A 25979-nucleotide genomic window follows, 5' to 3' on the forward strand; every position below is an offset into this window, starting at 1 on the left:
TCAACTTGTCATCCTATTCTTTGCACAACTAATCTAAATTCCTTTTTACCAGCCCGCACTAGCATTCATACCATTTCCAATAATAGAAAGTAATAGCGGCCATAATACTGGTCCCAATGTAAGAAATACATTTAGAAGTATGAGCATTTTATATCCAACGGTGAAATTGTGATTTTTACGATTAACAAATACTAAACTGATTAATGATATTATAGTCGTTAAAAATAATACTAACATTAGCAACCAATACCACACCATTAAACTAAGACTCCATGGTGTTAATAGCTCATGTATGATACAAAATGAGATTCCTAATACAGCAAAACTAAAACTAGTCACCGATGTTTTTATAAGCCATTTATTTATTTTTTTATCGTATGTATTTTTACAATATAAATCTATTAAAGTATATAAAGATAAATATGCCATTAATACACCTATCCAAGACAATAACCAGTCTCCGTCCCCTTTGAATAATACGTACAGTAACCAACACATACCTACTGCAGAAAAAACAAAGGAAATAAGTATGCTTTTTAATACCGATTTCATTACATTTTCACACCCTTAAAAAATCAAAAATTAATTATATTTTATAAAAATTAAGTATAGGTTAACATGTAATAAAGTATAAGTAAATAAAGTTAATTTTGTTTACCTATTTGAAGACGGTTTCATATAAAAAAATAATTCATGTTAATCAAATTTCCGTATAAAAAAAGAAAAGGTGGATATTTATGTATCCACCTTCCCATCTTCCTCTACCCACTTCATTATTTCTTCCACATCTAAATCCGTATACGTCTTTTCACCATAACGAACAGACTCATATAACGGAATAATATCTCTCGTTCTACAAATTCTCTTTTGCCATTGTTACATCGTTTCAGAGAATCTTCTCTGTTCATGGTCTCATCTCACCTAAACTCGTACTTCTTTTTCTATTCTATAATTGCACATAGTACTCCATAATGGTTCAACCATCATAGAATACGTATTTTCAAACACCCTGTCACTTTCCTATCTCACTTAAAGATTCTCTTTTCACTCTTGATCATCATAAGCATCACCCAGTGATTCAAATTCACTCTTTAGCCAATAACAATATTGTCCATTATTCTTAATAAGTTTTTCAAGTAAGTCAGTGAATGAAGTGGCAATAATTTGCGACTCCCCAACTATTCCATGCCGATCAAAGAAACTATCATAACATCTACCTAGTCTTTCTTCACTAAGATCTATTGTTAAATATTCATCCTTGCCATCATTGCATATAATATACCAAGTTGATGAAATATCTTCTTCACATAACTCTCCTACAATTACGGGATTAGCCAAAATAAACCCCTTTGGGGTAACAATATGAATAGGATATTCCTCATTTTCAAATAAAGTTAGACCACCACAAAGACTATAAAATTCTTTTAAATCACCTGGTAGCATATGCTTATTCTTATCAATTAACGGTAATTCTGTAGGCTCCTGAACTCGACAATTAGGTAATGATTTTACTTTTTTAATCAACTGATTAATATTTTCCATCTGAATTACTCCCTAAAATTATATTGATTAAAAGCCCTATAATACTCTTGCTTAACTAAACGTGGTACATTCGCAGCATCAAACATTTTTTCCGTCAATTCTTGTATTTCCTTTGTTGAAACAGATTTCCACTCTACTTTACCTCCAACCTTTTTCCCTGTTTTATCAAAGAGCCATTGTCTATAAACAGCTTTAGTATCATTGTGTTGCTCTTTAGTTAAAGCTATATTTGGAGTATTCGCCCCTCTACTAACATAATCAGGGACATTATGTTCAGCCCATACATCCATAACGCCATGATGATTTTCTAATGGTGAATTGCTTGGTCTATACGGTACTACATCGTATGGTTCTGTAGTCTTACCCTTACCACCATCTTTAGACTTCGCAAACTTATAAAAAGCTTCTAATAATTCGCCTTGAGGTATTTTGGTTACAATAGTTCCACCAACACTAGAGAATGCATAGGAAGCATTTCTCTTAAATGATTGTAACATTTCAAGCGTAGGCTTCAATTCTTTTGCTAGTGTTATTGCATTAGCAATTGTACTTACTCCATTTGACGCTTTTGCTCCTTTTGCGATATGGCCTATTGAAGATTCAGTTAGACTCTGATATATCTATATAAAAAAATAATAAAAATAATATGTTGATGAAGTTGCTAAAAATCAATTAGATATTATGGAAGGTTATACAAAATCCCGAAATGTGGATATTCGAATAAAAAACTCCAGTCATGATTCATAAAATCACTGGAGTTTTCATCTTAATACATACTATAGTTTTTATCATTCATCCGATTACAAAAGCCGTTTCCTAATCGAACGAGCTTCTATCCTCTTTTCAATAAGACTACGTTCTCGAACTATGATTATTTGATAAAATATTTCTTCTTATTTCAATCAATTAAATCCATATAATATAAATCATTTTCTGATATTTTTGCAAGAAAATCTTCTAGTGAATCGGCAATTTTAAATTCATCATAATAAATCCCATTATTTTCTTCTGTTGTTAATTTAATTGAAATTAAAACTGTTTCATTACCTTCAAAAAAGATTATTTCTTCTTCAAGATCATCATAAACTTCAATGTCTGGAAAAAATTCATAATCATTTTGCTTTAATCGAAAATCTCTAATAGAATAAGGGTCCATAATACGATTAATATTGTACTTAGAACCTTTGATAAAGCCATACCCAACATTTAAGAAGAAATCTTTTAGTTCTTTTGGAAATTTCAAACCTAATACCTCTTCCACTTCTTCTATCTCTTCTAATGCTACTGGATAAAAGCTATTATGTTTATTTGATACTAGATAATCATACTTCATATTATTTACCTCCATTAAAAAGTTTATTTCCTGGTGAACCCGAACCATGAATACCAGCTTGATGCTCATTAGGAAATTTAGCAGGATGGATATTCCACCACTCATGTTCCCCACGATAAGAGTTTTCAATTATATGATGAGCATCATAAGGTTCTCCTTTTTTTCTTAAGATTTTTCCTGTTTTCTCTGAAATCACATCTTCTGTATAAGTTGGCCATTTTTGACCAGTTTGTTTTTCCCATTCATCAATTAATGAATTCTTAATTTTATTAAACTCTCGTCTATATCTCTTTATTTCTGAAGACGTCATCTTTTTATATTCTGTATTTCTTAATGCACTTTTTAATTCTTCCATTTGTTTTTTTGATATTTTTCTATTTGTCTGTGTTTCAATATCTCGTACATATTTTCTAATTAGTTCTCCATCAATCTTACTTCCAGCCCCACTGACGCCCTTACCAACATCACCCTTACCCTTACCACCATCTTTAGACTTCACAAACTTATAATAAGCTTCTATTAATTCGCCTTGAGGTATTTTGGTTACGATAGTTCCACCAACACTAGAGAATGCATAGGAAGCATTTCTCTTAAATGATTGTAACATTTCAAGCGTAGGCTTCAATTCTTTTGCTAATTTTACTGCATTAGCAAATGTACTTACTCCACTTGATGCTTTTGCTCCTTTTGTGATATGGCCTATTGAAGATTTAGCTAAACTCTTAAATCAATTTATATATATAAAAATATATTCTGATAACAACATGTTGATGAATTTACTAACAGTCAATTAGATATTATGGATATTTAGATAAAAAAACAGTGATAATTCCTAATTAGTTCTGCATCAATCTTACTTCTAGCTCACTAGATCCCTTACCAACATTACCCTTATAGCTACTTTAACACAAACTAAAAAATCCACAGTGTAAAAAGTTGAACACTGTGGATTATTACATTTATTTTCCTTGATAATGCACCATATCATAAGGGTAGTATAAAGTATTTTTTAAACTTGAATCATCTAATTTTAAAATCTTTACGATTGCTCCGCTTTCGTAACTCCAATAACCATTGTAGATATCATTTTTATTTTCATGTGAATCATACCAGCCTGTATCACTATGCCCCTTATACCATTTTCCCTCTAAATATTCTTTCAATTCCTTTACTGATTCTTCTTTATTCTTTGCATTGACCACACGATAAATTGATTTATATGGGTCTGCAAAGATAAATTCTGTGGTATTCCCTTCCCAATTTTCATCTTTATAACTAAATAAAAAATCAATCAAATAATCATTCAATTTCTCTTTTTCTACCAACTTTTCTAATTCAATTATATAATCTTTTGAAACATCTAGCATTATCCCAATAGAAAGAACCCACAATAAATCTATATATCTATATTTGCCACTCCACCCCTTTTTCATCGCCTCAATTATTTCGGGGTAAAAATCTCTTAGTACTTCCATAGGTCTTCCCATTGAATATAAACAATTAAATTTATCAATACAAATTGATTCAATATATCCATAAGCTCTTTTAATACTACCTAAATCATTTGGTCTTTCATTTTTTACTTTCATTGCTAATTCTTTATACTTTTCTATTCTATTATTCTGTCTATTTAAATAATCCTCGAAATAATCTTCATTTTTTAAAATATCTCTCATTTCATTCTCCTTACTCAATTATTTTCTTCCCAGAAGAATCCAAAATGCTTTTAACCACATTACCATCCTTATCAACATTAATTAGTATATTTTGTACATTTTCAGGATTCAAAAGCATTTCTTCTCGAATTTTATCTGCCATTTCTTCTCCAACAGTTGATTCCAAACGTCTAGAACCATCTATCCATGTTTCGCTCATTTGCTTTCCATCTTTTGTATTTGAAAGTTGCGCAGTATTATACTTAGCCTCCGCTATTACATACTTAGGCGGCGGAGATGAATTTTCATATATACCATCTATTCCCTTAACAATTTTTTGATCTAATGTTAATACACGATCATCACTAATTCTAGTATATGTTTGACTTTCAAAAAAGTCATCCATCTTCATTTCACCATAATTTCCTTTACGCTTCGTTGTTTTTAAAGCTACTTCGCCACTTTCTACTGATTCTATTACCGTACGTTGTTGTGCTCTAGCTGCTTCTAATGTTTGGGCTACTTTTCTAGATTCCTTAGCTATTTCACCAGTTTTACCCTTACTACCATCTTTAGATTTCGCAAACTTATAATAAGCTTCTATTAATTCACCTTGAGGTATTTTGGTTACAACAGTTCCACCAACACTAGAGAATGCATAGGAAGCCTCTTTCTTAAATGATTGTAACATTTCAAGGGTAGGCTTCAATTCTTTTGCTAGTTTTTCTGCATTAGCAATTGTACTTATTCCACTTGATGTCTTTGCGATATGACCGATTTTATTTAGCGCCTTTAACTTATTTACTTCTCCTACATAATATATATACTCTGAAATACTCTACTTAATTTACAGAACCATTCGTAAACACAAAAATAGTGGCAGTTGGATTCTCCAAACTACCACTATTTTTAACCTCTTAATTCATTAAATTCCGTATAAATTAGTTTTTCAACGTTACTCATGATACACAATGTTTTAATTTGCTTATTATAGAACTTCCTCTACATCGACACTCTCTATCTTCACTTCATACATATTTGGGATATTTACTTCTTTTGGTACCCATGCATAATAATTTTGATCATTCTCTAACATAAATTGAACTAACTTTGTTTCTGAAACATTCCAGAAATTTTTAAGATTATCGATGTAGTCCTCTAAATCTTCTTTATAGTCCAATTGTAATATATAATCTCTTACCGTCAGGGCAAACACAATTAAACTTCCTAATAGATTTTTTTGCTCATTTTCTTCTTCATACTCTTGTGGTAAGAACCACACTTGACCTATTCCTATCGTTTTTTTGTATTTTTCATAAAAACTACTATCATTCATATTCTCATAATCATGTATTAATTCATTGACCAATGAATGCCATTTTGGCGGAATAATATTTTCCAATGCAGGATTATGTTCAATTCCTTCTACTATATCCTCGATTTCTTCTGTCTCATCTTCATAGTGATATTCACTTAGGTCTATATGCTTAAATTTCATTTCATTTTTATAATTTGCCAAATCATATGGATAATGATTATTATCTTTTAAACTTATATCATCCAGTTCCAAAATTTTCGCAAGCGCTGCCGTTTCAAAGCTCCAATATCCTACATATCCAGGTTCTTTATGCGCATTTTTCCACTCATAATCATAATGACCTTTAAACCATTCTTTCTCCATGTACGTTTGTAATCTTTTAGATGCTTCTTTTTTATCTATTTGTGCAAGTTCTATAATCTCTCTCGTTTTTGCATATGGATTTTCTTTATAATATCTGTTCGTCATGTTTGTGTATCCAATATCACTAGCGCATAAGAGGAAATCAATTACTGCGTCATTCATATTTTTTGTATCAACTATCTTTTTTAATCTTTCTATATTCTTTTTATCCGTTTCTAACAAAATCCCTAAAGAAATTATCCAAAGCATATATATATAACCCACTTTGCTAGCTCCTGTATGCTCTAAATCATCCATTGCATTATAAAAATATACTTCCATTGTGCTAATGTCTTCTCCTAAAGAATACATTGCTCTAATGTCGTTCATCTCATGTATAAAATTCCTTAAATATCTTCCTTCTATAATACTTATATTATCTTTAGGCTTTCTTTGTATACCATTCTTTTCATCTTCTTCTAAACTTCTAATCTCCTCTCTATTATCTTCAATAAACTTTTTATGGAGTTCTATTCCTTTTTTACATTTTTCTTCTATGCACAATTGATCTCTCATTCTATTTAATTCCTCCTAGCTTCTAAATTATGGCCATTCTCCAATATTGTTTCCTTCTTCATCTAACCTATATGTTTTTACGTTTCCACTACTATCGACTTTTGATAATACTCTTTCAACTTCACTATCTTCCAATGCATTCGCAATCTTTTCTGCTAATACTTCATCTCCATCAACAGCTTTCAATATTCTACTTTTTCCAGTTTCAGAACCGTTCAACCAATCATTTGACATTTGTCTTCCATCTTTAGTTTTCCCCAATTGTGAACTACCAAACTTAGCTTCATCAATAACATATTTAATATTTGAATTTGGATTTGCATTTTCGTATAATCCATCAATTCCTTTTACTATTTTATCATTTATACCTGTTGGTGCACTTTTTCCGACTGGCTTTAAATCAAATCCAGCTTCTTTTAAACTTTGATTATTCAATAAATTGTCACTAGATTTTATTTCACCATAATTACCTTTTTGCTTATTTGTAGCTGTTTTTGCATCAAAATTATCTACATTTGTGTTTTTGTTACTGCTAGGTTTACCGTTAGCCGCACCTCCACCAGAAGACTGGATTTTTTGAATAGTATCCTTAGTATTTTGAATCGATTTATTCCAAACAAATCCACCATGTACAAAAAGACTTGCCCCAGTAGCTGTTGCTGCTATATCTAATGGAATAACAATTGGTGATGCTAACCCACCAGTTCCTACTTCTGCCACGATAGTTAAGAAATTAGATCCGCCTATGAGCGAGATACCTTCAAACATTTCTACAATGGACCCGGCTATTGATATAACATTTCCAGCCAACCTTCCAGCTTGGTAAGTTGTCTTACTTTCTAATTTATCATTCTCATGTGGTTGTAGTCCAAAAAAGTTTTCTAGTGCTGCATCACCAGCACCTTGAAAAAATTCGATAACTCCATGCAAAAATGTTTGCGCATAAATGGCTGTTTTTTCATGCCATGATCTATTGTCTTCCTGCTCTTGTAAGTTAAATTGTTGTTTTTGCAAAGTAATTTGTTTCATCTCGGTTTGACGAGCTTGTTCTTCTACAATCCCCTGAATCGAACTCACCCAATCCATATTCAACCCTTGTATACTAAACGTCCCACTCACAGGACTAAATCCTTTCCCGCTTTGCACTTCAGCGAGTCCGGCTGTGATGCTAGCTGCTAATTGAAGGGCGGTGCTGTAGTTGTTGCTGGATGAATGATTGAATTCATATAAATGCTCTAGTTTTTCTTCCAGTTTTTTTCTCATTGTACCTAATACCGTTACAATTGCACCTACTCCGGGCATTGGTGTAAGTACTTCTATTGCTTCTATACTTGTAATCGATTGATTGGCATGTCTCGTAGAGTAAACTGCTACGATAATCCAGTCGTTGAAAACTTCTTCATATCATGAAAGAGAATTGTGGAAGCACTTCATCATTTGAAACTTTTATTTTGGTATTTTTGAATATATAATTCACCGTACCAAATATTGTAATTCCGAAATAAAAAGCACTTGTTGCTTTTATTCGGCAATCAAGTGCTTTAAGTTCATCTGTTTATTAAGTAGGATTATTTGGGGAAATTTCCAATTAACTTTACAATATCTTTAAAACTTACGAATTCATTAGTTTCATGTTTATTCCATTTATTTATATTCTTAGCCCACTAATAGCTATCTCGCCTAGTTATTGTTCTTATATTCAAAAGAATTACCTCTCTTCTTTGCACAAATATAAGTATTGGCCAAACTTAGGGAATGCATCCCAATTTCTAGATACATCATCTTTTATCTCTCGCTCTTCTACTTCTCCAGTTTTAGAATCTTTTTGCTCCATAGCAATATGACCATTTTCTTGATACCCCAAAATCATACTTTTTAACTGTGTATCCCCGTCATATTCCCAATACATTATTGTCCTTAGGAATAGTCTATTATCTTCTTTAACAATAAAATCGTAGTGTAAATATTTACGAAGAAAATCATCCAAAAAACTTACCGATACCCATTTCTCAGTGACATTTACTAAATACTTTGGCTGCTCTCCATCACTAAGAACAGCAGTATAAGAATGACGATTTTCATGAAGTGTCTTGGCTGCATTCTCATCAATAATATTCCAAGGCTTCTTTTTTATATTAGACCACTTATCACAATAATAAATTCCCATTAATTATACACCTTCCCATTAATATCACGAATAATAATCCCTTTCTCATTCGCCTCTTCAATAATTTTTTGTGGAACTGGCTTTGTTTGTACAGGGATTTCCAAAATTAACTCTCCATCTAGTCGACCACCTTTTAAAGCATTAGGATTAAATTTACCTGAAGAAACTTCTGAACCGGAAGAATACTTTTTAGTAAACTCACTTAAATAACTTAATGCCGTCTTTTCTTTTACTTCAGCCAATTGGGTAAATTTCCTCGAGACAATTTCTTCACCCGGAATATAAGAATCTACAACATATTTCTTCCCATTGATTTCCTTTGCCTCTAACTTACCACCATCTTTAGACTTCGCAAACTTATAATAAGCTTCTATCAATTCACCTTGTGGTATTTTGGTTATGATAGTTCCACCAACACTAGAGAATGCATAGGAAGCCTCTCTCTTAAATGATTGTAACATTTCAAGCGTAGGCTGCAATTCTTTTGCTAGTTTTACTGCGTTAGCAAATGTACTTACTCCACTTGATGCTTTTGCTCCTTTTGTGATATGGCCTATTGAAGATTTAATTAAAAAATTCAATTAATTTCTATATACAGATATAAATAGAAGGTGATAACAATATGTTTATGAATTTACTAACATTCAATTAGATATTATGGATATTTAGATAAAAAAATCCAGTGATAATTCATAATTCGTCTGCGTTTCAACATCTCGTACATATTTCCTAATTAGCTCTTACATCTAGCTCACTGGATCCATTACCAACATTACCCTTATACCTACTTTAATACAAACTAAAAAATCCACAGTGTTAAAATTTATCACTGTGGATTCCAACATTTATTTTTCTTGGCAATGCACCATATCATAAGGGTAATATGAACTATCTTTCAAGGTTGAATCATCTAATTTTAAAATTTTAGCGATTGCTCCACTTTCAAAACTCCAGTAACCACTATAAATGTCATGTTTATTTTCATGTGCATCGTACCATGCTTCTTCTAAATGTCCCTTATACCAATACTCCTTTATATATTTCTCTAAATTTTTTATAGAATTCTCTTGTGAAATTTTATTACTCTCAATTACTTCTTTTAATTTGAAATATGGATATTTTACATAAAACTCACTTTGCTCATAAAAATCTGATGGCTCACTATTTCTAAAAGCAATAAAATAATTAATCAGATAATCATTTAATCCTTCTTTCCTTACCATTGCTATTAGTCTATTAAATTCTTTATCTTCAACATTTAGCATTACTGCTATAGATATCATCCATAACATACGTATATATCCACTTTCTTTATTCCACACTTTTTCCATTATATTTATTACTTCAGGTAAAAAATCACGAATAGTTTGGATAGAACAACCCGCAGAGTACATTGCCCTTAATTTATTAAAATGATACCCTTGTAACGCTATATATCCATTCTTTACACCTTTATCATCTTTGCCTCTTTCCTCAATAACCTTTTCAACCAATAATAAAAACTTTTCTATTCTCTTTTCCTCATAATTGATAAATTTGTTAAAATATATATCATTTTTGATTTTATCCCTTAGCATAATTTCTTTTCCACCTTTTATACTTCAAGAATTTTCTTCACAATCGTTCCGTCAGGCATAACTTGAATAACAATTCTTTGAACATTTTCTGGATTCAGCAACATCTCTTCCACAATTTCATCTGCTTTTTCTTTTGACAAAGTACTATCTAACCTTTCACTTCCAAGAATCCAATCTTCACTCATTTGCTTACCATCATTTGTTTTTCCTAATTTGGATGTGTTATACTTAGCCTCCGCTATCACATACTTAGGTGGCGGAGATGAATTTTCATATACAGCATCTATTCCCTTAACAATTTTTTGATCTAATGTTAATACACGATCATCACTAATTCTAGTATATGTTTGACTTTCAAAAAAGTCATCCATCTTCATTTCACCATAATTTCCTTTACGCTTCGTTGTTTTTAAAGCTACTTCGCCACTTTCTACTGATTCTATTACCGTACGTTGTTGTGCTCTAGCTGCTTCTAATGTTTGGGCTACTTTTCTAGATTCCTTAGCTATTTCACCAGTTTTACCCTTACTACCATCTTTAGACTTCGCAAACTTATAATAAGCTTCTATTAATTCACCTTGAGGTATTTTGGTTACAACAGTTCCACCAACACTAGAGAATGCATAGGAAGCCTCTTTCTTAAATGATTGTAACATTTCAAGCGTAGGCTGCAATTCTTTTGCTAGTTTTACTGCATTAGCAAATGTACTTACTCCACTTGATGCTTTTGCTCCTTTTGTGATATGGCCTACTTTATTTAGTGCCCTATCGCCTAATATTGTGGTAGCTATTTGTGTTAATCCATAGGTAGTCAATTCTGTACGACTCTCTGCATCTCCCTCTATCATATCTCGTTTTATTTTATTTGAAAATGCATGCCACATATTTTTTGCAGTTTCATCCAAATGGAAAAGTGCATAGGTTACATTAATAAAAGTTCCTATGTCCATATTACTTAAAGCTATTGCGGACTCGATTTCATCACCAATAGCTTTCCCCGATCCTCTTTGAATAGCTTCCCACATCTTTTTCGCTGTTTCAAACGTGCCAACTATACTGTCTGTCGCATCGTCCCAAGCATTTCTAACCGGAGATTTCTTCTCAATTATGTTATTTGTTTCTATATCTTTAATTGACTGATCATTTTTTCGAGCTGTTTCTTCTATAATCCCCTGAATCGAACTCACCCAATCCATATTCAACCCTTGTGTACTAAACGTACCACTCACAGGACTAAATCCTTTCCCACTTTGCACTTCAGCGAGTCCGGCTGTGATGCTAGCTGCTAATTGGAGAGCGGCGCTGTAGTTGTTGCTGGATGAATGATTGAATTCATATAAATGCTCTAGTTTTTCTTCCAGTTTTTTTCTCATTGCACCTAATACCGTTACAATTGCACCTACTCCGGGCATTGGTGTAAGTACTTCTATTGCTTCTATACTTGTAATCGATTGATTAATTCCCCTTATTTGTTCTCTTATTTCTTGTTCAATCACATCTGTCGAAGCAACTTTCGCTTGGAACTCATTTGGAAATGCTTCATTTTGGCGAATTAATTCTTCACATAAGCATATGATTCCTTGCGCTAACGGCCGAAATGTTTGGACAAGGTAGGCTTTTGCACTACTGTATGTTTGTCCTTGTAATACTGTGTCTATCACAAAGGCATCAATAGATTGAATGGCTTGTTCCATACTTTGAATCGTAGCATTACATATAGCGTTCATACTTTGAGTTTGACTTTGTACTTCTCCCAAATACATGTTTAAACTCATGTATTGGCCTCCCTTTGTAGTTGCTGCTGTTCATAGGAAAGGTTGTTTTCTTTCTCACTGAGATGCCGTTTTTCTTTAAGCAACGTCTCTTTTTCGTTTTCTAATTCGAATGTAAGTTTTCTTTCATACTGCCCGATCTCTTGCCGCATATTCGTAAAAAAGTGAAATGCTTCTTTGTCACCATACCAAGTTTCTAGTATTCGGTTAAATAAACGATTACTTCTATTTTTCCATTCATGAAAACTAGCCTCAGCTCGTTCTTGATTTTGCAGCGCGATTCGGTTTTCATTTTGTTCTTCAAATATAATTCGTAATTTTTGATTACATTGATTGATTCTCGTTTCAATTCCTTGACTCATCTTTTCTCCCTACCTTTTCCCCTTTACGTAGGTTGTTACATTATTGAAAAGTCTTTTGAAGTCCTGTATCCATTTTCTCAAATTCATTTGCTACGGAATGGATATTATCAATTGTTTGTTGAAAAGCAGTACAAAATTGTTTCGTGATCTGTAAATTTTGTTGATTTGCTTCTTGTGCTTTGAAGTTCACAGATAGTGTCGTACGCGTTGCCTTATTTATAGAGCGACTAGTAGCACTTTGCATCCTATCTGAAGCATTTCTCATTTTCGTTGCAAGTTGCGTTGCCGTATGCAAATTACTTTGAAATTCTCCCATTACTTACTCCCCTCTACCTTTTATTTACAAGAAAATTATACCACGGAAAAATATCCCAATAAACCGAATGTTCGAATTTAACATACAATTCAGCACAGTTACTGAGGATACGAGCAACGCTTATCAATCAACATAACTGAGTCCAAAATGGATTCTACTTATACAATAAAGATGACTTCAGCCATATGCTAAAGTCATCTTTTTCTACCTTATTATTTTACTAACTCCCCATTATAAGCTTTTATATTAAGCGGAGCAGTTAAAAACTGTGCTGCTTTACTAACGAAAGATGTGAAGTGTTCACTCGTATTATGACTCGCAACTGCTGCTTCATCTTTCCATACTTCTACCATCGTATAAACACTTTCTTTTTCTGTATCTTTATAAAGATCATAAGATACATTTCCACTTTCTTCTCTTGAACCATGAATGAGTGGTTGAATTTCTTCTAAAAATGATTGTTGTTTTGCTGGGTCTACTTGAAATATTGCGTGAATAATAATCATGGTGCTTCCCCTCTCATTTTTCACTAATTTTTTCAAACTACTTCCACTCTGCAACTTTTTCAATTGGAAGACGTACTGATTGGTAACCACTGTCAGCAGCTTTCCCGATTGAAATTAGCATTACTGGTACGTAGCGTTCTTTATCTAGTCCAAATGCTTCTGCGATTTGGTCTTTTTCAAATCCACCAATTGGACAAGTGTCATAACCGTGAGCACGAGCTGCTAACATAAATTGCATTGCTACAAGACCACCGTCAATTAATACCGTATCTTTCATTACTTCTGGTGTAACCATTGAGAAGTAAGCTGAAAGTTTTTTCATTTGGTCTTCTTTTACTTCTGCTGGCATTAAACCACGCTCTACTGCTGTACCGTAAATTTCTTCTGCGTTATCAAAGTTGTTTAAATCACCAAATAAAGCAATCATTGCTGAAGATGTTTCTACTTGAGATTGATTGAATTTCGCAAGTGGCGCAAGTGTTGCTTTCGCTTCGTCACTTTCAATCACTACGAATCTCCATGGTTGCATGTTTACTGAAGATGGTGCAAGTGTTGCTTCTGTAAGAATTTCTGTCATTTCTTCTTTGCTAATTTTCACTGAAGGGTCGTACTTACGAATTGAACGACGTCCTGTTAAAATTTCGTTAAAATCATTTGTTTTTACTGAGTTAGTCATAGTTGTATTCTCCCTTTTTTATAATTCTTTTATATTTTCTTGAATGTGATTTAACATATTTAAAAGATTATCGCGTTCTTCCTCACTTAATCCTTTAAATGCAGATGCTGCAAAACGTTCTTTTTCCTCTTGAAATGCTTGAATTTTATTTCGTCCCTCTTCAGTAAGAGAAACTAACGTAATTCTGTTATCATCTGGATTTTTACGTCTTACAATCATTTCATTGGCCTCAAGCTGCTTTAAATGCCTTGTTATCGCAGCATTATCAATATTCACTTCTTGTTGAAGTGCTTTTTGACTAATTTCACCTACTTCATATAACTGAAGTATAAGCTCTAATCGAGACTGGCTCATACCCGTACACCCTTCAAATTTCGAACTTACTTCTTTATTTAGAAAGTGTAATTTATATAAAATAATCGCTTCTTTTGAGCATGAACTTGTCAAATTAACCCTCCTTTACAATCAAAATAAAAATGTTTGATGCATCAATAGTTGATATGTCAATTAATATAATCTATATCGATTTAGAATGCAAGCATTTTGTTTTTATTTTATTTTTTCCAAATTAAGGCGATTTGTAGCGTTACAAATAATGTTAATTGCACTATAATAATACTAATTTAAAGAACTGGAGAGTGATTGATAATGCGGCAATATACAAATAGAAATGAGGAATTGAAAATGGAAAATGAAATGAGGATATTCACAAATGACAACAATAAATATAGGGATTGTCGCGCACGTAGACGCTGGCAAGACGAGTTTGACTGAGCGTATTCTTTATGAAACGAATGTGATTAAAGAAATTGGCCGAGTAGATAGTGGTAATACACAAACTGACTCAATGGAATTAGAAAGACAACGCGGAATTACGATTAAAGCATCTGTCGTTTCTTTCTTTATTGATGATGTAAAAGTAAATGTCATTGATACACCTGGACACGCTGATTTTATCGCTGAAGTGGAGCGATCCTTCCGCGTTTTAGACGGTGCGATTTTAGTTATTTCTGCCGTTGAAGGTGTGCAAGCACAAACGAAGATTTTAATGCGAACATTACAGAAACTAAACATACCAACAATATTATTCGTAAATAAAATTGATCGTAATGGCGCAAATACTGAAAAAGTTATGAAACAAATAAAAGAGATTCTTTCAAATGAAGCATTCCCCTTCTACTCTGTTCTAAACGTAGGAACGAAAGGAGCCCGGATTATTGCATACAAATCATATGACGATTGTACGGAACTGTTAGCGCCATATAATGAATCGTTACTTGCGTCATATGTAAATGATGAAATCGTACCGGACGTATTATTAAGAGAAGAACTCGAAAAACAAATACAGCAAGCAAGTGTGTACCCAATCTTTTTCGGTTCAGCCATGACAGGTATAGGTGTAACTGAACTGCTCGAAAATATTTCAACCTTATTTCCAGCTAATAAGTCGGCAGAAAACGAAACATTATCCGGTGTTGTGTTTAAAATTGAACGTGAACCTTCTGGAGAAAAGATTGCTTATGTAAGAGTTTTTTCTGGTCGTTTACACGTAAGAAAATATGTTGATATACAGCGCGGAGACGTTCTGGGGCATAAAGAAAAGGTTAAGAAAATATGTCTATTTCATAACGGGAATGTTGTTCAAGCTTCTATCGTTCCTAGCGGAGAATTTTGCAAAGTGTGGGGACTGAATGATATTAAAATTGGTGATATTATCGGTGAACGGACTCGTTATATAAAAGATATTCACTTTGCCGAACCACAAATGGAAGCGGCCATTGATGCAGTATCAAAAGAAAGAATTCATGATTTATACGCTGCACTTATGGAACTCTGTGAAGAAGATCCACTCATTAAAGTGTGGAAAGATGATGTTCATAAGGAACTATACATTCGCCTTTTCGGTGAAGTGCAAAAAGAAGTAATTGAAACCACACTTTTTGAGAAGTATAATTTGCAGGTTACTTTCTCAAATACACGAGTTGTATGTATTGAGAAACCAATTGGCATAGGGAATAGCGTTGAAGTAATGGGCGAAAAAGCGAATCCATTTTACGCAACAATTGGCTTCGAAGTGGAGCGTGGTGAACTTAATTCTGGCATAACGTATAACTTAGGTGTTGAGCTTGGATCACTTCCATTAGCATTCCATAAAGCGATTGAAGATACGGTATTTCAAACGTTAAAACAAGGTTTATATGGTTGGGAAGTTACAGATATTATCGTCACATTAACACATACCGGTTATGCTAGTCCTGTTACAACAGCAAGTGACTTTAGAAATTTAACACCACTCGTTTTAATGAATGCTTTAAAGCAAGCTGAAACACATGTATATGAGCCAATAAACGAGTTTGAATTAACTGTACCGGAGCACGCAATTAGTACCGCGATGTATAAGCTCGCTGCCGTTCCAGCAACTTTTGCAGAGCCTATATTATATAATGATTCTTACCAATTAACAGGATCATTACCTGTTGCAAAAACAGAGAATTTTAAACGAATGCTACATTCATTTACAGAAGGAGACGGCATATTTACAACGAAGCCAGCTGGTTTCACAAAGCTTATGGCTCCCTTCCCTACTCGAAAACGTGTTGATTATAATCCGCTGAACCGGAAAGATTATTTGCTTCATGTGCTGAAGGCTTATTAAAGTAAAAGAGGTGCAATTCGCACCTCTTTTTGCATGTATTGATGAGTTAGTTTTTCCTAACAACTTCTTTAAGCTTTTCTATTATATTTGCTATCGCTTCAATTGAATTCTTTGTTTCATATTCCCCAACATTTACAGAATGATTTGCATTTTTAACAACATCGATCATTAAATTCGTTTTATGTAACTGATCAATTTGAGCTGCATTGTATTGGTGATCTTTATCCCCAATAACTAAAAGCCCTTCGTGTCGACTATGTAAGATAGAATCAAAAATTGTATCAAACGTCAGTAAAGGTGTAAGTAGTATCATTTTTGACTGCGCGAATTCGTCTCTCTTCATTAAATCATTTGCAATCGGAATTGTTCCGAGTGATTTCCCTAAAAACATAATATAGTTGTATTGCTCATCTTTTAATACTTCATTCATTACAGGATTAATATCATCCATCATTACTTTCGTTACTTCTTCCATTGGTTTATTCATTAATTGTCCATCATAAGAATAATGAATATGTACAACATCTATTTTATGTTCAAGCATTAACATCATTGCATAATAAAATAACGGCTTATCATAATTGTATCCTGAACCTGAAAACATAAAGCAAACCCTACTAGAACCTTTTTCGATATGTGTGTAATAAATTACTTTGTCATTTATATGTACCTCTTTTTTAGTTCCCTTCACCATTTTCCCCTCCGAATACATTTAATCTTTTAAAACGATATGTTCTATATGAACTGCTATATCATTTACTTTTTCTTTTATAAACGCAGGCTGTAAATTATATGCCTCTAACTCTTCTACTGGCACCCACCTAAACAAATACGTTCTATCCTCTTCTTCCAAAATATATTGATCCACTCCATTTGCAGGTAACTCATGTAGCTCTACTTCATAATAAAAACTAATTTCATGAAACTTTCGCTCAGAAAGTGTAAAGAAATTTTCTACTGACCATATTAATCTTTTCCCTTTCATAGGAACACCTAATTCTTCTGCAAGCTCTCGTTTTAACGCATCCTCACTATTCTCTAACATTTTCACTCTTCCGCCTGGTACGTACCAAAAATCTTCACCGTCACATTGCTGAATAAGTAGTTTATTACCTTGTTTACAAATTGCTCCGACTCGGTAATTAAAACATGTTTCCTCTACTTTAAACGTAAGATCCATCCGTAACGCCCCCTTATATAAATATCGAATTATTACAAAACAATTATGTAATTACTGTACAAATAAGGTTACCAAATTTATCCACTTCATTCAATCGTTTTCGAATTTTCCGAACTCTTATTTTTCATCATTACAAGTGTATATACATATGTTACAATCACATTGCACACTAGAAAACATTATGGGGGTACGGATGGAAACGTTATTAATCCAGCAAACTGAGAAATCAAATAAGTTTTGGAAAATCGTTGTGAAAGAAAAAGACTATGTTGTGTTTTACGGAAAAATCGGCACAGCTGGCAGTGTGAAAGCGAAAGAGTTTGAAACAGAAGAAGAATGTATGAAAGAAGCTAATAAACTAGTTGCTTCCAAACGTAAAAAAGGATATATAAACCCTATTCAAGAGGAAGATTACATAAAAGAAAAGACAATAACCGAAGAAGAATTTTGGGAACTACTTAATCGTGCAAAAACGAAAGGTGAGGAACAAGTAGAACAAATAGAATGGCTTACTTCCCACCTTGCTAAACGTACAGTACATGAAATTGTTGCTTTCGATACGCATATGCATCGTATTTTGAAAGATTCCTATACCTCCCGTTTATGGGCAGCAGCCTATATTATTATGGGTGGCTGTTCAGATGATACTTTCGATTACTTCCGTGGATGGTTATTATATCAAGGAAAAGAGACATACGAAGCTTGTATTGAAGATCCAGAACGATTAATTCCTGTATTAGAAAATTTGAGTGAGTATGACGTTCCAGAGATTGAAGAACTTACTCTATATTTCGGGCAAGAAGTTTACATGGAGAAGACTGGGGATGAAGATGATACATACTTTACACTATACCATGTCTTAACAAATGAAGAGTTTGAGGAAGTTGATATCGAGTTAGATTGGGATGAAGACGATGAGGAAGGTTTAAAAAAGATGTTTCCTAAGCTATGGGAGATGTATGGGGAAGAACCGATTGAGTGGTAGATTCATATTAGGACTCTGTTTAACCAATAAACAGAGTCCTTTTTTCACAAGATTCTTATTTAAACTCTCTTTATTCCATACCACTTATCCAATAACATCTTTTCTCTTTCCCTTGAAATACCTGCTTTTAATTCCCATTCGTCCACACTCTTCATCCACTCATACACATCTGTAACTGTATGTTCTAAACTTCTAAAAGTAAGTCCTTCTTTAATAGCTCTTTCAATACAAATAGAAAAACCACCTTTCCACGGCTTCGTCTCACCTTCTAATGAAAAAGTTTCAGGAAGCCATAAAGGCATCTCTGTCCAAGGCTGCACTTTATGTTCATTCATAAACGATTCATCTACCCAAACGAATGCAGCATCGCTATTCGTAACCTTTTTACACGTATTTAATAGTTCTTCCATCGTCAATTCATCATTCGGACCTGTTATATTGAATGTACCTGCTTTATTATTTTCTGCCATGTTGAGTCCAAAGCTCGCGACATCTTTTATATCAACTATTTGCACTGGACGATCTTTTCTTCCTGGAACTAACACTTTACCTCCTTTTGCTACACGCTGAATCCAGTATGGAAGCCGATCTGTATAATCAAACATCCCTGAAAGAAGTCCTGCTCTTACGTGTAAAACACACCTCGGCCAATACTTCTCTGCTTCTTTTTCACATAATACTTTCAGCGCACCATAATGCTCATAAGGAGAAACTTCACCATTCTCTACAGCCTTTATTTGCTCTTCCGTTGGTTCAGGTTGTAATATATAGTCTTCTTTTATGTCATGCGGGATCCAATCTTTATATACGGAAAGGCTTGAGATGAATATATAATGTTTTATATTATCTTTTAAGACATCTCCAATATTCCGAATGTGATGCGGAGAAAACCCACATGTATCCACGACAACATCCCATTTTCGATTTTCTAAACTTGATACATCACCATTTCTGTCACCGATAAGCTGCTCCACTTCAGGAAAAATTTCTTTGTTTGTTCCGCGGTTAAATAATGTAACTTCATGCCCTCTGTTCAAAGCCTCTTCTACAACAGCTCTTCCCAAAAATCGTGTACCACCTAGTATTAAAATTTTCATGGTTCTCCCCCATTCATCATTAAAAATCCTTTCTTTTGTTAAACGATTTTTTGCTCTTAAAAGTTACGGGTGGAATGCAGATTTTCACTATAATCTTAGTTCTATAAAATAAAAAGTAATTATTAGCGCTCATTCTTTACCTTTACACAATCTCCCCATCAATTAACTCAATAATTCTATTACACTTATTCGCTACCTCAATATCATGCGTTACAATAATAATCGTTCGTCCTTCTTCATTCAGTTGTAATAGTAGATCCATAATTTCTTCTCCTGTTTTTCTATCTAAATTCCCTGTCGGTTCATCAGCCAAAATTATTTCTGGTTCGCCTACTAACGCTCTAGCAATTGCGACGCGCTGCTGTTGTCCACCTGATAACTCGTCCGGTGTTTTATGCATATGTTCTTTTAAACCTACTTTTTCTAAATAGAACTTCTCCTTATTTTCTCTTTCTCGTTGCTTTAACTTTCTATATGTGAGTGGTAGTGCTACATTATCCAGTACAGTATGTTCTTTTAACAATGCAAAATATTGAAAAATAAATCCAATCATTTCATTTCTTGTTTTATGAACTTTATTCGCTCTAATTTCATTTAATGGTTTTCCATTTAACGTATATTCACCCTCATTTGGCATATCAATTAACCCTATAACATTTAATAGCGTACTTTTCCCCGACCCTGATCGACCCATTATCGCTATAATTTCGCCCTTATTTATCGTTAAGTTTATACCATTTAACGCGAACGTATTATGGTTCTTGTTACTATACACCTTCTTAATGTCTTTCAATTCAATTAAACTCATTATTCCATCCCACCTATTAATGTTTTCGGTTCAAGTTTTCTAATAAACAAGAAGACAATGAGATTTGAAATAATGATGATCACTAATAAGAATAGGAATACAAATAATAAAATAGGCATATTTAAATTTATTTCGCGTACAGATGCCATATCAAAGTCCTTCGAAACTTGCAGATGATCCTCATATCTCCATAAAAAGTAAACTATCGATAAAAACATACCAACTATCGCAATACATATGTTTTCTAATACAATTTGAATGAACATCCCAAACTTACTTTCTCCAAGGACCATCTTAATACCAAATTCCCTCTTTCTCATCATGATGGAAACAATTGTCGTTACGACAATTCCCGCTACTATAAATAAAATAAATAGACTTCCTACTATAAGATCGATATTTTCCGTATCCATACTACTAGTAACGGCTTCATTTATTTCTTCTCCTAAATTTTTCAAGTATAACGTAACGTCGCTTCCCTTCAGTTGAATCATTTCTTGTAGTTTGTTTACATCTGCGTCTCTTTTTAAATTCATAATTGTACTTTGATGTAATCTTGAAAACATTATTTCATAATGTTCATATCTATCAATTGGCATGGGTGATAGCATAGCCTTATCTAATTTCTGGTATATATTCGCTCCGTTACCATTTATAATGAATTTATTTTCCGGCAAAAATCCAATAATCGTATATTGATTATTGATTGTATCCCCTATTTGAAAATATTTCTTAAAGTAAGGACCTAGTAAAACATTCGTTTTCTCTTCACTATTTTTTTGGAAGTCTTGATAAGAAAAGCCTGTTCCAGCTTTTATAGGTATATTCAGTAATTTATAATAATTTTCATCTATTGTAATTATAAGAATAGTAGGGTTTTTATCGCGAAAAGTTTTATTTTTCAATTCTTCTAACATAATTTCTTGGAGCAGTCGATTGCTTGATTCTAGTTCGATTATGCTCTCTTCGTATGTACCATACGAAATCACATCTTTATTTTGCTGGATTTTTTTATAAACTTCTTCGATTTGCCCTTTATTAAATTGATCTGCCTTCAACCTATCAGTAGTCATCTCATCATAAGTGATAAAATATGTACTTTCTAAATCTAGCAACGAGTTGGAACTGTTTCCAAGATAGTAAAAATTATAAAGTGTATTAATTGAAAGGGTTATTGCCGCTAATCCAAACGTGAATTGTATTAAGAGAAATATGGAAATGAGCAATCTATTTTTCAAAGCCATAAGAGCACTTTTTAGTCTCATCTTATTTACTCCTTTAACGCTTTAGCAGGTTCAATTTTAAGTATTTTGAAAAATGGTATTACAGCGGTGATGAACGAAATAAACAAGGAAATTACTACACTCATCACAACTTTGAAAACATCTATATGAATAGTAAAACCCATTACATATACTATACTTTTATTCATTGTACTTAAAATCCACTGCATACATATCGCACAAATGACTGCAACGATTGCGCATATGAATAATTGGCTAAATATAAATACAAATAAATTCAAATTGCTTGCTCCCAACGTTTTCCTTAAGGAAATACTCTTCTTCTTCGTGTAAATCCAAAAATAACTCGCAATTATACAGTTCATTACAGCAATAAAAAGTAGACTGTACGGAAGAGTAAGTTGTGCTCTCATAGCTTTATTCGAGCTTTTTTCGTTCTCATAATTCTCTTTTTCATTTATCACTTTCGCATTTGTATCAGTTCTATTTTGCTTAACATACCGAATAAATGTATCTATTTCTTGTTTAGGATTTTCGTTAGACCTTACTATCATTTCAAATGTATTTTCATTTTGCATACGTCGCTTTATCTCATCAGGCATGTCACTTAAGCCGACAAAAACATTGTAGTCATATGCGTATCCGGTATTCGCAGCGCTCACGCCTTTAACTCTATATTCTCTACTAAACAGTTTTATTGTTTCAGATTCTTTATAAATTCTCTTTCCGACAATTACACTATTTTCTTCCCCATCTTCCATATGAGAACCCTTTATTAAAGGCGGAGACCAATTTTTATTTATAAGACCAACCATCGTTACTTCACCTATGCCTGGCAGTCTGGTTCTCATATCATTTGTAATAACACTTGAATTCTTAAAACTAGTTTCTGTTATCGCTTGGATTGCTTTAAAATCCAATTCCCCAAAACTAGTAAGCTGAATAGCATAGTAATATTTAAAATAACCATTTTTATACTCATAAAATTTTTCATCGTAATAATCTCGAATCGACATCGCTATAAGTATGGGCAGAATTGTTAAAGTAAATCCAATAAATAACATAATGAATATTTTTATGTTCACTGCTATTTCTTTTAATATTAGATTCATATACCCTCCAAACGTCAAAAAGATAAATATCCTTTTTGACAAATTCCATATAAACGCTGTACTTATCAAAAAAACTTAAAATATTATTCTGTTTCCTTAAGCCATCAAGAAACGCACATTAGCTTTTAATTCGTTTTTCATACACACTTCATCCCCTTTCTTTAAAATATTTTTAGTATGCGGCTTCATTATACATAGAAAAATAAAGGTTAAAATCCAGGCATCGAAATCTTAACAATTTTTTACGCTATATTTATTTTTCAGTTAACTTAATGACATTAAGTTATTTTCCCATCTCCCTTTCTATGTAAAATGCCATACATAAAGGCGGTATGAGATCTCATACCGCCTTTATATCTTAAATTTAATTGTTTTGTATGTAAGGAAGAATATATTCCACAATAAATTCCCATCTATCCCGTGCATTCGGTATAACCTCAGAAGCAATCACCACCACCAATTCCTTCTCTGGAATACAACAAACCATATTCCCACCATCACCCATTGCACAGTATGAAAAGATTCCATTTTCTTCTCGTAACCACCATAAGTAACCATATTGATTTTGGTTCATTTCTGTCGATTCTTTTATCCATAATTTTGATAGTATTTGTTTTCCATTATGAATACCTTCATTCAAACACAACTGTCCAAACTTAGCCATATCCCTAACCGTTAACGTTAGTCCCCATCCGCCTGTCGAAATACCATTTGGATCGTGAACCCATCCCTTTACATCTTTTCCGAATAAGTCATCAAATCCAAATGCTTTCATAGTGTAGTTTGAAATTTCGCTCATGCCGAGTGGTTGAAATAAGTATTCATTCGCAAACTCACGGGCACTTTTTCCTGTTACACTCGTAATAATCGCTGATAGTACATGTGCTCCTGCAGATGAATATTTAAAAGATCCAATTTCTCCGCCTTGTCCTATCCTATTTAACGTATACTGTACCCAATCTCGTTGCATACATAGTTCTTCTAACGGTTCCTGCCAGTCTACGAAAGGATGTGGAGCTGTCATTGTCAACAGATGTCGTACTGTTATTTCAGATGAATTAACGTTATATTCCGGGAAAAATTCTATTACTCTTTGATCAACGCTTTTTATATAGCCTTTATCTACACATAGTCCAATTAACGCAGAAATAATCGTTTTTGTGACTGACGCTATATGAAATGCATCATCTGGACCGTGACCGTTATAATATTTTTCAAAAATAACATCACCTTTTTGTACTACTAACATCCCATTAATATTTTTATACTCTTCTTTTATAATCAAATCTAACTTTTCAGCAGTTTTCATTTTTATTCCCCTTTAACCCATAATTAAAAAGGTTCGATCGGTACATATATATCAACTATATGTTTATTTTCCGGGTGCCGTCTTGGGTCATTTTTATACATTTCAAAAGGATACGAATCTCTCGGTTTATATCCGCTATTAGGAAGCCACTCACCGTATAAGAAATCCCATGCTCCTTTATATTCATCCTGGAATATTTCAAAATGACCTACCGCATACTTTCCAGAAGGTATTACCATTATTCCAATGTCGCTCGTTTCTACTGGGGACCCCTCTGGAATTTTTATACATAAACTTGTTCTTAAATGATTTTCTTCAGTAAATTCATGATGATCGTGGTAAATGGTTAATACTTTCGTATCCTCAAATACATGACAGTTTTCCTTCGCTGCGTAATGAAATAATTTCTCTATCATTTTTGGAAAAGCTATCGTTAACTCTTCATATGTACCGATATGCCTTATGTATGCGACGTGTATATCGTCCGCTGTTACAATTTCAACATTTCCTCGAACCTTCTTACACTTATTGTATTGAGAAGCTCTCCTTACGTCTTTGCAATTCTTGCTATTATCGTTTCGATATTGAGATGGACTTATTCCGTAATGACTTTTAAATGTGCGGGAGAAAACTGCTGAATCTGTAAACCCGAAGTGATACGCAATATGTGTAATCGTCATATCTGTGCGATATGTAAGTAGATTTGTTGCCCTTTCTAACTTCAATCGGTTTACATACCGTGATAATGGCTCGTCTACTATCCCCTTGAAAATCCGATGAAAATGAAACTTTGAAAATCCTGCTATATCCGCTAGCTCTTCAATGGATAGTGAATCATTTATGTGTGATTCTATATAATCTTGCACTTTATAAATGCGTCGTAAGTATTCATTTCTACTTTGTTTACTCTCCATATTTTTATCTCCTCACAACAAAAAGGCTACCGTTAAGCTAGCCTACTTTTACACATTTTTCAAAAACAAAACTCTACTACCGCCGTTCCCATCATAATTTGTATGTACCGATACACCCTCTACCTCATCATCCCCGGCCTCAATTCGAAAACCGATTTCTTGATGAAACTGTATCGACTTTTTGTTAATTGGTGACGTAATTGCTTTTACAGCTTTACGATTATTTGCACGAGCGATATCAAAGAAATAAGAATACAATGTCGATGCGATTCCTCTTCTTCTATACTTCGGATTGACACCGATAAAATGAACATATGCTTCATCTTTATATGTTTGTGAAAAGAATCCACATAAGAAACCTAACGTTTCGCCATCTTCTTCAATGATAAAACTCGTTTCTTGAAAATGAACGAAGAACAGTTTTGGCAACATAGCAGCCATATCTCTACCGCCCCACCAATCATTTAAAACAGAATGAATCTTTACATAATCTTCCCCTTGGATGTTTCTTACTTGCATATGTTTCTCCCTT

General features: G+C 33.2%; 26 protein-coding genes and 4 pseudogenes. 2 read left to right on the forward strand and 28 right to left on the reverse strand.

Going from position 1 to position 25979, the window contains the following annotated elements; genetic code table 11:
* Positions 1 to 45: 45 nt before the first annotated feature.
* The 19 genes and pseudogenes from MR167_RS01305 to MR167_RS01395 all read right to left on the reverse strand — a co-directional run bounded on the left by MR167_RS01305 (position 46) and on the right by MR167_RS01395 (position 14589).
* Positions 46 to 552 carry a DUF3902 family protein gene (locus MR167_RS01305; RefSeq protein ID WP_000843837.1) on the reverse strand — a complete coding sequence of 169 codons (507 nt, stop codon included), beginning with the start codon at positions 550 to 552 and terminating at the stop codon, positions 46 to 48.
* 183 nt (positions 553 to 735) lie between these two features.
* Positions 736 to 909: pseudogene (locus MR167_RS01310) on the reverse strand (signal peptidase II); the annotation flags it as partial.
* A 135-nt stretch (positions 910 to 1044) separates the two neighbouring features.
* Positions 1045 to 1542, reverse strand: a complete 498-nt coding sequence (locus tag MR167_RS01315) for an SMI1/KNR4 family protein (RefSeq protein WP_000427920.1) — start codon at positions 1540 to 1542, stop codon at positions 1045 to 1047.
* 5 nt (positions 1543 to 1547) lie between these two features.
* Positions 1548 to 1895 (reverse strand): annotated as a pseudogene (locus MR167_RS01320) (sugar-binding protein); the annotation flags it as partial.
* Positions 1896 to 2440: 545 nt separating this feature from the next.
* Complete coding sequence (locus MR167_RS01325; RefSeq protein ID WP_000872947.1) at positions 2441 to 2875, reverse strand: SMI1/KNR4 family protein; 435 nt, start codon at positions 2873 to 2875, stop codon at positions 2441 to 2443.
* A 1-nt stretch (position 2876) separates the two neighbouring features.
* Positions 2877 to 3482, reverse strand: coding sequence for a hypothetical protein (locus tag MR167_RS01330; RefSeq protein ID WP_463426709.1), 606 nt, complete (start codon positions 3480 to 3482; stop codon positions 2877 to 2879).
* A gap of 352 nt (positions 3483 to 3834) precedes the next feature.
* Positions 3835 to 4551 carry a PoNe immunity protein domain-containing protein gene (locus MR167_RS01335; RefSeq protein ID WP_001204727.1) on the reverse strand — a complete coding sequence of 239 codons (717 nt, stop codon included), beginning with the start codon at positions 4549 to 4551 and terminating at the stop codon, positions 3835 to 3837.
* Positions 4552 to 4561: 10 nt separating this feature from the next.
* On the reverse strand, positions 4562 to 5221 hold the full coding sequence (locus tag MR167_RS01340) for a hypothetical protein (protein WP_000941894.1): 660 nt from the start codon (positions 5219 to 5221) through the stop codon (positions 4562 to 4564).
* Between the two features lie 297 nt (positions 5222 to 5518).
* Positions 5519 to 6766, reverse strand: coding sequence for a PoNi-like cognate immunity protein (locus MR167_RS01345; protein ID WP_242313724.1), 1248 nt, complete (start codon positions 6764 to 6766; stop codon positions 5519 to 5521).
* 27 nt (positions 6767 to 6793) lie between these two features.
* Positions 6794 to 8122: pseudogene (locus MR167_RS01350) on the reverse strand (hypothetical protein); the annotation flags it as partial.
* Between the two features lie 352 nt (positions 8123 to 8474).
* Positions 8475 to 8933, reverse strand: a complete 459-nt coding sequence (locus tag MR167_RS01355; protein ID WP_242313725.1) for a hypothetical protein — start codon at positions 8931 to 8933, stop codon at positions 8475 to 8477.
* A pseudogene (locus MR167_RS01360) lies at positions 8933 to 9496 on the reverse strand (hypothetical protein); the annotation flags it as partial. The pseudogene MR167_RS01360 and the gene MR167_RS01355, both read right to left, overlap by 1 nt.
* A 282-nt stretch (positions 9497 to 9778) precedes the next feature.
* Complete coding sequence (locus MR167_RS01365; RefSeq protein WP_079245693.1) at positions 9779 to 10510, reverse strand: PoNe immunity protein domain-containing protein; 732 nt, start codon at positions 10508 to 10510, stop codon at positions 9779 to 9781.
* 17 nt (positions 10511 to 10527) lie between these two features.
* Positions 10528 to 12285, reverse strand: a complete 1758-nt coding sequence (locus MR167_RS01370) for a T7SS effector LXG polymorphic toxin (protein ID WP_242313729.1) — start codon at positions 12283 to 12285, stop codon at positions 10528 to 10530.
* Positions 12282 to 12644, reverse strand: a complete 363-nt coding sequence (locus MR167_RS01375) for a DUF3958 family protein (RefSeq protein WP_000077521.1) — start codon at positions 12642 to 12644, stop codon at positions 12282 to 12284. The genes MR167_RS01370 and MR167_RS01375 overlap by 4 nt, the downstream gene beginning before the upstream one ends.
* Positions 12645 to 12684: 40 nt before the next feature.
* Entirely contained in the window at positions 12685 to 12960 is a 276-nt protein-coding gene (locus MR167_RS01380) for a TIGR04197 family type VII secretion effector (protein ID WP_000503639.1), read from the reverse strand.
* A gap of 212 nt (positions 12961 to 13172) precedes the next feature.
* Entirely contained in the window at positions 13173 to 13466 is a 294-nt protein-coding gene (locus MR167_RS01385) for a putative quinol monooxygenase (RefSeq protein WP_000583816.1), read from the reverse strand.
* Positions 13467 to 13503: 37 nt separating this feature from the next.
* A complete protein-coding gene (locus MR167_RS01390) occupies positions 13504 to 14142 on the reverse strand; it encodes a nitroreductase family protein (protein ID WP_000185391.1) in 639 nt (212 codons plus the stop codon).
* A gap of 18 nt (positions 14143 to 14160) precedes the next feature.
* The gene (locus MR167_RS01395; protein ID WP_000204172.1) at positions 14161 to 14589 is read right to left on the reverse strand and encodes a MarR family winged helix-turn-helix transcriptional regulator; all 429 of its coding nucleotides are present in this window, start codon (positions 14587 to 14589) and stop codon (positions 14161 to 14163) included.
* Positions 14590 to 14854: 265 nt separating this feature from the next.
* Here MR167_RS01395 and MR167_RS01400 point away from each other — a divergent pair, with 265 nt between their 5' ends.
* Positions 14855 to 16798 (forward strand): elongation factor G, encoded by a 1944-nt coding sequence (locus MR167_RS01400; protein WP_242313731.1) that lies wholly within the window; start codon positions 14855 to 14857, stop codon positions 16796 to 16798.
* A gap of 46 nt (positions 16799 to 16844) precedes the next feature.
* Here MR167_RS01400 and MR167_RS01405 read toward each other — a convergent pair whose 3' ends face one another.
* Together MR167_RS01405 and MR167_RS01410 are read right to left on the reverse strand one after the other, a co-directional pair.
* Positions 16845 to 17510 carry an alpha/beta hydrolase gene (locus MR167_RS01405; protein WP_139788860.1) on the reverse strand — a complete coding sequence of 222 codons (666 nt, stop codon included), beginning with the start codon at positions 17508 to 17510 and terminating at the stop codon, positions 16845 to 16847.
* The gene (locus MR167_RS01410) at positions 17511 to 17978 is read right to left on the reverse strand and encodes an NUDIX hydrolase (protein ID WP_000366255.1); all 468 of its coding nucleotides are present in this window, start codon (positions 17976 to 17978) and stop codon (positions 17511 to 17513) included. It lies immediately after the preceding gene.
* Positions 17979 to 18171: 193 nt separating this feature from the next.
* On the opposite strand from MR167_RS01410, the gene MR167_RS01415 reads away from it, so the two are divergent.
* Positions 18172 to 18963 (forward strand): DUF4240 domain-containing protein, encoded by a 792-nt coding sequence (locus MR167_RS01415; protein ID WP_242313732.1) that lies wholly within the window; start codon positions 18172 to 18174, stop codon positions 18961 to 18963.
* A 59-nt stretch (positions 18964 to 19022) separates the two neighbouring features.
* Here the strand turns inward: MR167_RS01415 and MR167_RS01420 are convergent, their stop codons facing one another.
* The 7 genes from MR167_RS01420 to MR167_RS01450 form a co-directional block, all read right to left on the reverse strand.
* The gene (locus MR167_RS01420; protein WP_046946011.1) at positions 19023 to 20060 is read right to left on the reverse strand and encodes an SDR family oxidoreductase; all 1038 of its coding nucleotides are present in this window, start codon (positions 20058 to 20060) and stop codon (positions 19023 to 19025) included.
* Positions 20061 to 20202: 142 nt separating this feature from the next.
* A complete protein-coding gene (locus MR167_RS01425) occupies positions 20203 to 20868 on the reverse strand; it encodes an ABC transporter ATP-binding protein (protein ID WP_242313734.1) in 666 nt (221 codons plus the stop codon).
* Positions 20868 to 22133 carry an ABC transporter permease gene (locus MR167_RS01430; protein WP_242313736.1) on the reverse strand — a complete coding sequence of 422 codons (1266 nt, stop codon included), beginning with the start codon at positions 22131 to 22133 and terminating at the stop codon, positions 20868 to 20870. The genes MR167_RS01425 and MR167_RS01430 overlap by 1 nt, the downstream gene beginning before the upstream one ends.
* 5 nt (positions 22134 to 22138) lie before the next feature.
* Positions 22139 to 23224: an ABC transporter permease gene (locus tag MR167_RS01435; RefSeq protein ID WP_046946014.1), complete on the reverse strand. Its 1086-nt coding sequence runs from the start codon at positions 23222 to 23224 to the stop codon at positions 22139 to 22141.
* A 364-nt stretch (positions 23225 to 23588) separates the two neighbouring features.
* The gene (locus tag MR167_RS01440; RefSeq protein ID WP_242313738.1) at positions 23589 to 24533 is read right to left on the reverse strand and encodes a serine hydrolase domain-containing protein; all 945 of its coding nucleotides are present in this window, start codon (positions 24531 to 24533) and stop codon (positions 23589 to 23591) included.
* A 23-nt stretch (positions 24534 to 24556) separates the two neighbouring features.
* Positions 24557 to 25447, reverse strand: a complete 891-nt coding sequence (locus MR167_RS01445) for an AraC family transcriptional regulator (protein ID WP_079245699.1) — start codon at positions 25445 to 25447, stop codon at positions 24557 to 24559.
* A gap of 48 nt (positions 25448 to 25495) precedes the next feature.
* Complete coding sequence (locus MR167_RS01450; protein WP_242313740.1) at positions 25496 to 25966, reverse strand: GNAT family N-acetyltransferase; 471 nt, start codon at positions 25964 to 25966, stop codon at positions 25496 to 25498.
* Between the last annotated feature and the right edge of the window lie 13 nt (positions 25967 to 25979).

Origin of the sequence: Bacillus cereus group sp. BfR-BA-01355 (genome assembly GCF_022663675.1) — a bacterium.
In the GTDB taxonomy this organism is placed as follows: Bacteria; Bacillota; Bacilli; order Bacillales; family Bacillaceae_G; genus Bacillus_A; species Bacillus_A thuringiensis_S.

Coding starts and splice junctions, on each gene's coding strand:
- MR167_RS01445 (WP_079245699.1), bottom strand. CDS start 25,447: ATGGAGAGTAAACAAAGTAGAAATGAATACTTACGACGCATTTATAAA.
- MR167_RS01390 (WP_000185391.1), bottom strand. CDS start 14,142: ATGACTAACTCAGTAAAAACAAATGATTTTAACGAAATTTTAACAGGA.
- MR167_RS01420 (WP_046946011.1), bottom strand. CDS start 20,060: ATGAAAATTTTAATACTAGGTGGTACACGATTTTTGGGAAGAGCTGTT.
- MR167_RS01440 (WP_242313738.1), bottom strand. CDS start 24,533: ATGAAAACTGCTGAAAAGTTAGATTTGATTATAAAAGAAGAGTATAAA.
- MR167_RS01355 (WP_242313725.1), bottom strand. CDS start 8,933: ATGGGAATTTATTATTGTGATAAGTGGTCTAATATAAAAAAGAAGCCT.
- MR167_RS01415 (WP_242313732.1), top strand. CDS start 18,172: ATGGAAACGTTATTAATCCAGCAAACTGAGAAATCAAATAAGTTTTGG.
- MR167_RS01340 (WP_000941894.1), bottom strand. CDS start 5,221: ATGTTACAATCATTTAAGAAAGAGGCTTCCTATGCATTCTCTAGTGTT.
- MR167_RS01335 (WP_001204727.1), bottom strand. CDS start 4,551: ATGAGAGATATTTTAAAAAATGAAGATTATTTCGAGGATTATTTAAAT.
- MR167_RS01435 (WP_046946014.1), bottom strand. CDS start 23,224: ATGAATCTAATATTAAAAGAAATAGCAGTGAACATAAAAATATTCATT.
- MR167_RS01425 (WP_242313734.1), bottom strand. CDS start 20,868: ATGAGTTTAATTGAATTGAAAGACATTAAGAAGGTGTATAGTAACAAG.
- MR167_RS01380 (WP_000503639.1), bottom strand. CDS start 12,960: ATGGGAGAATTTCAAAGTAATTTGCATACGGCAACGCAACTTGCAACG.
- MR167_RS01345 (WP_242313724.1), bottom strand. CDS start 6,766: ATGAGAGATCAATTGTGCATAGAAGAAAAATGTAAAAAAGGAATAGAA.
- MR167_RS01315 (WP_000427920.1), bottom strand. CDS start 1,542: ATGGAAAATATTAATCAGTTGATTAAAAAAGTAAAATCATTACCTAAT.
- MR167_RS01410 (WP_000366255.1), bottom strand. CDS start 17,978: ATGGATCTTACGTTTAAAGTAGAGGAAACATGTTTTAATTACCGAGTC.
- MR167_RS01405 (WP_139788860.1), bottom strand. CDS start 17,510: ATGTATTCGGAGGGGAAAATGGTGAAGGGAACTAAAAAAGAGGTACAT.
- MR167_RS01385 (WP_000583816.1), bottom strand. CDS start 13,466: ATGATTATTATTCACGCAATATTTCAAGTAGACCCAGCAAAACAACAA.
- MR167_RS01370 (WP_242313729.1), bottom strand. CDS start 12,285: ATGAGTTTAAACATGTATTTGGGAGAAGTACAAAGTCAAACTCAAAGT.
- MR167_RS01330 (WP_463426709.1), bottom strand. CDS start 3,482: ATGTTACAATCATTTAAGAGAAATGCTTCCTATGCATTCTCTAGTGTT.
- MR167_RS01430 (WP_242313736.1), bottom strand. CDS start 22,133: ATGAGACTAAAAAGTGCTCTTATGGCTTTGAAAAATAGATTGCTCATT.
- MR167_RS01325 (WP_000872947.1), bottom strand. CDS start 2,875: ATGAAGTATGATTATCTAGTATCAAATAAACATAATAGCTTTTATCCA.
- MR167_RS01450 (WP_242313740.1), bottom strand. CDS start 25,966: ATGCAAGTAAGAAACATCCAAGGGGAAGATTATGTAAAGATTCATTCT.
- MR167_RS01305 (WP_000843837.1), bottom strand. CDS start 552: ATGAAATCGGTATTAAAAAGCATACTTATTTCCTTTGTTTTTTCTGCA.
- MR167_RS01375 (WP_000077521.1), bottom strand. CDS start 12,644: ATGAGTCAAGGAATTGAAACGAGAATCAATCAATGTAATCAAAAATTA.
- MR167_RS01365 (WP_079245693.1), bottom strand. CDS start 10,510: ATGCTAAGGGATAAAATCAAAAATGATATATATTTTAACAAATTTATC.
- MR167_RS01400 (WP_242313731.1), top strand. CDS start 14,855: ATGACAACAATAAATATAGGGATTGTCGCGCACGTAGACGCTGGCAAG.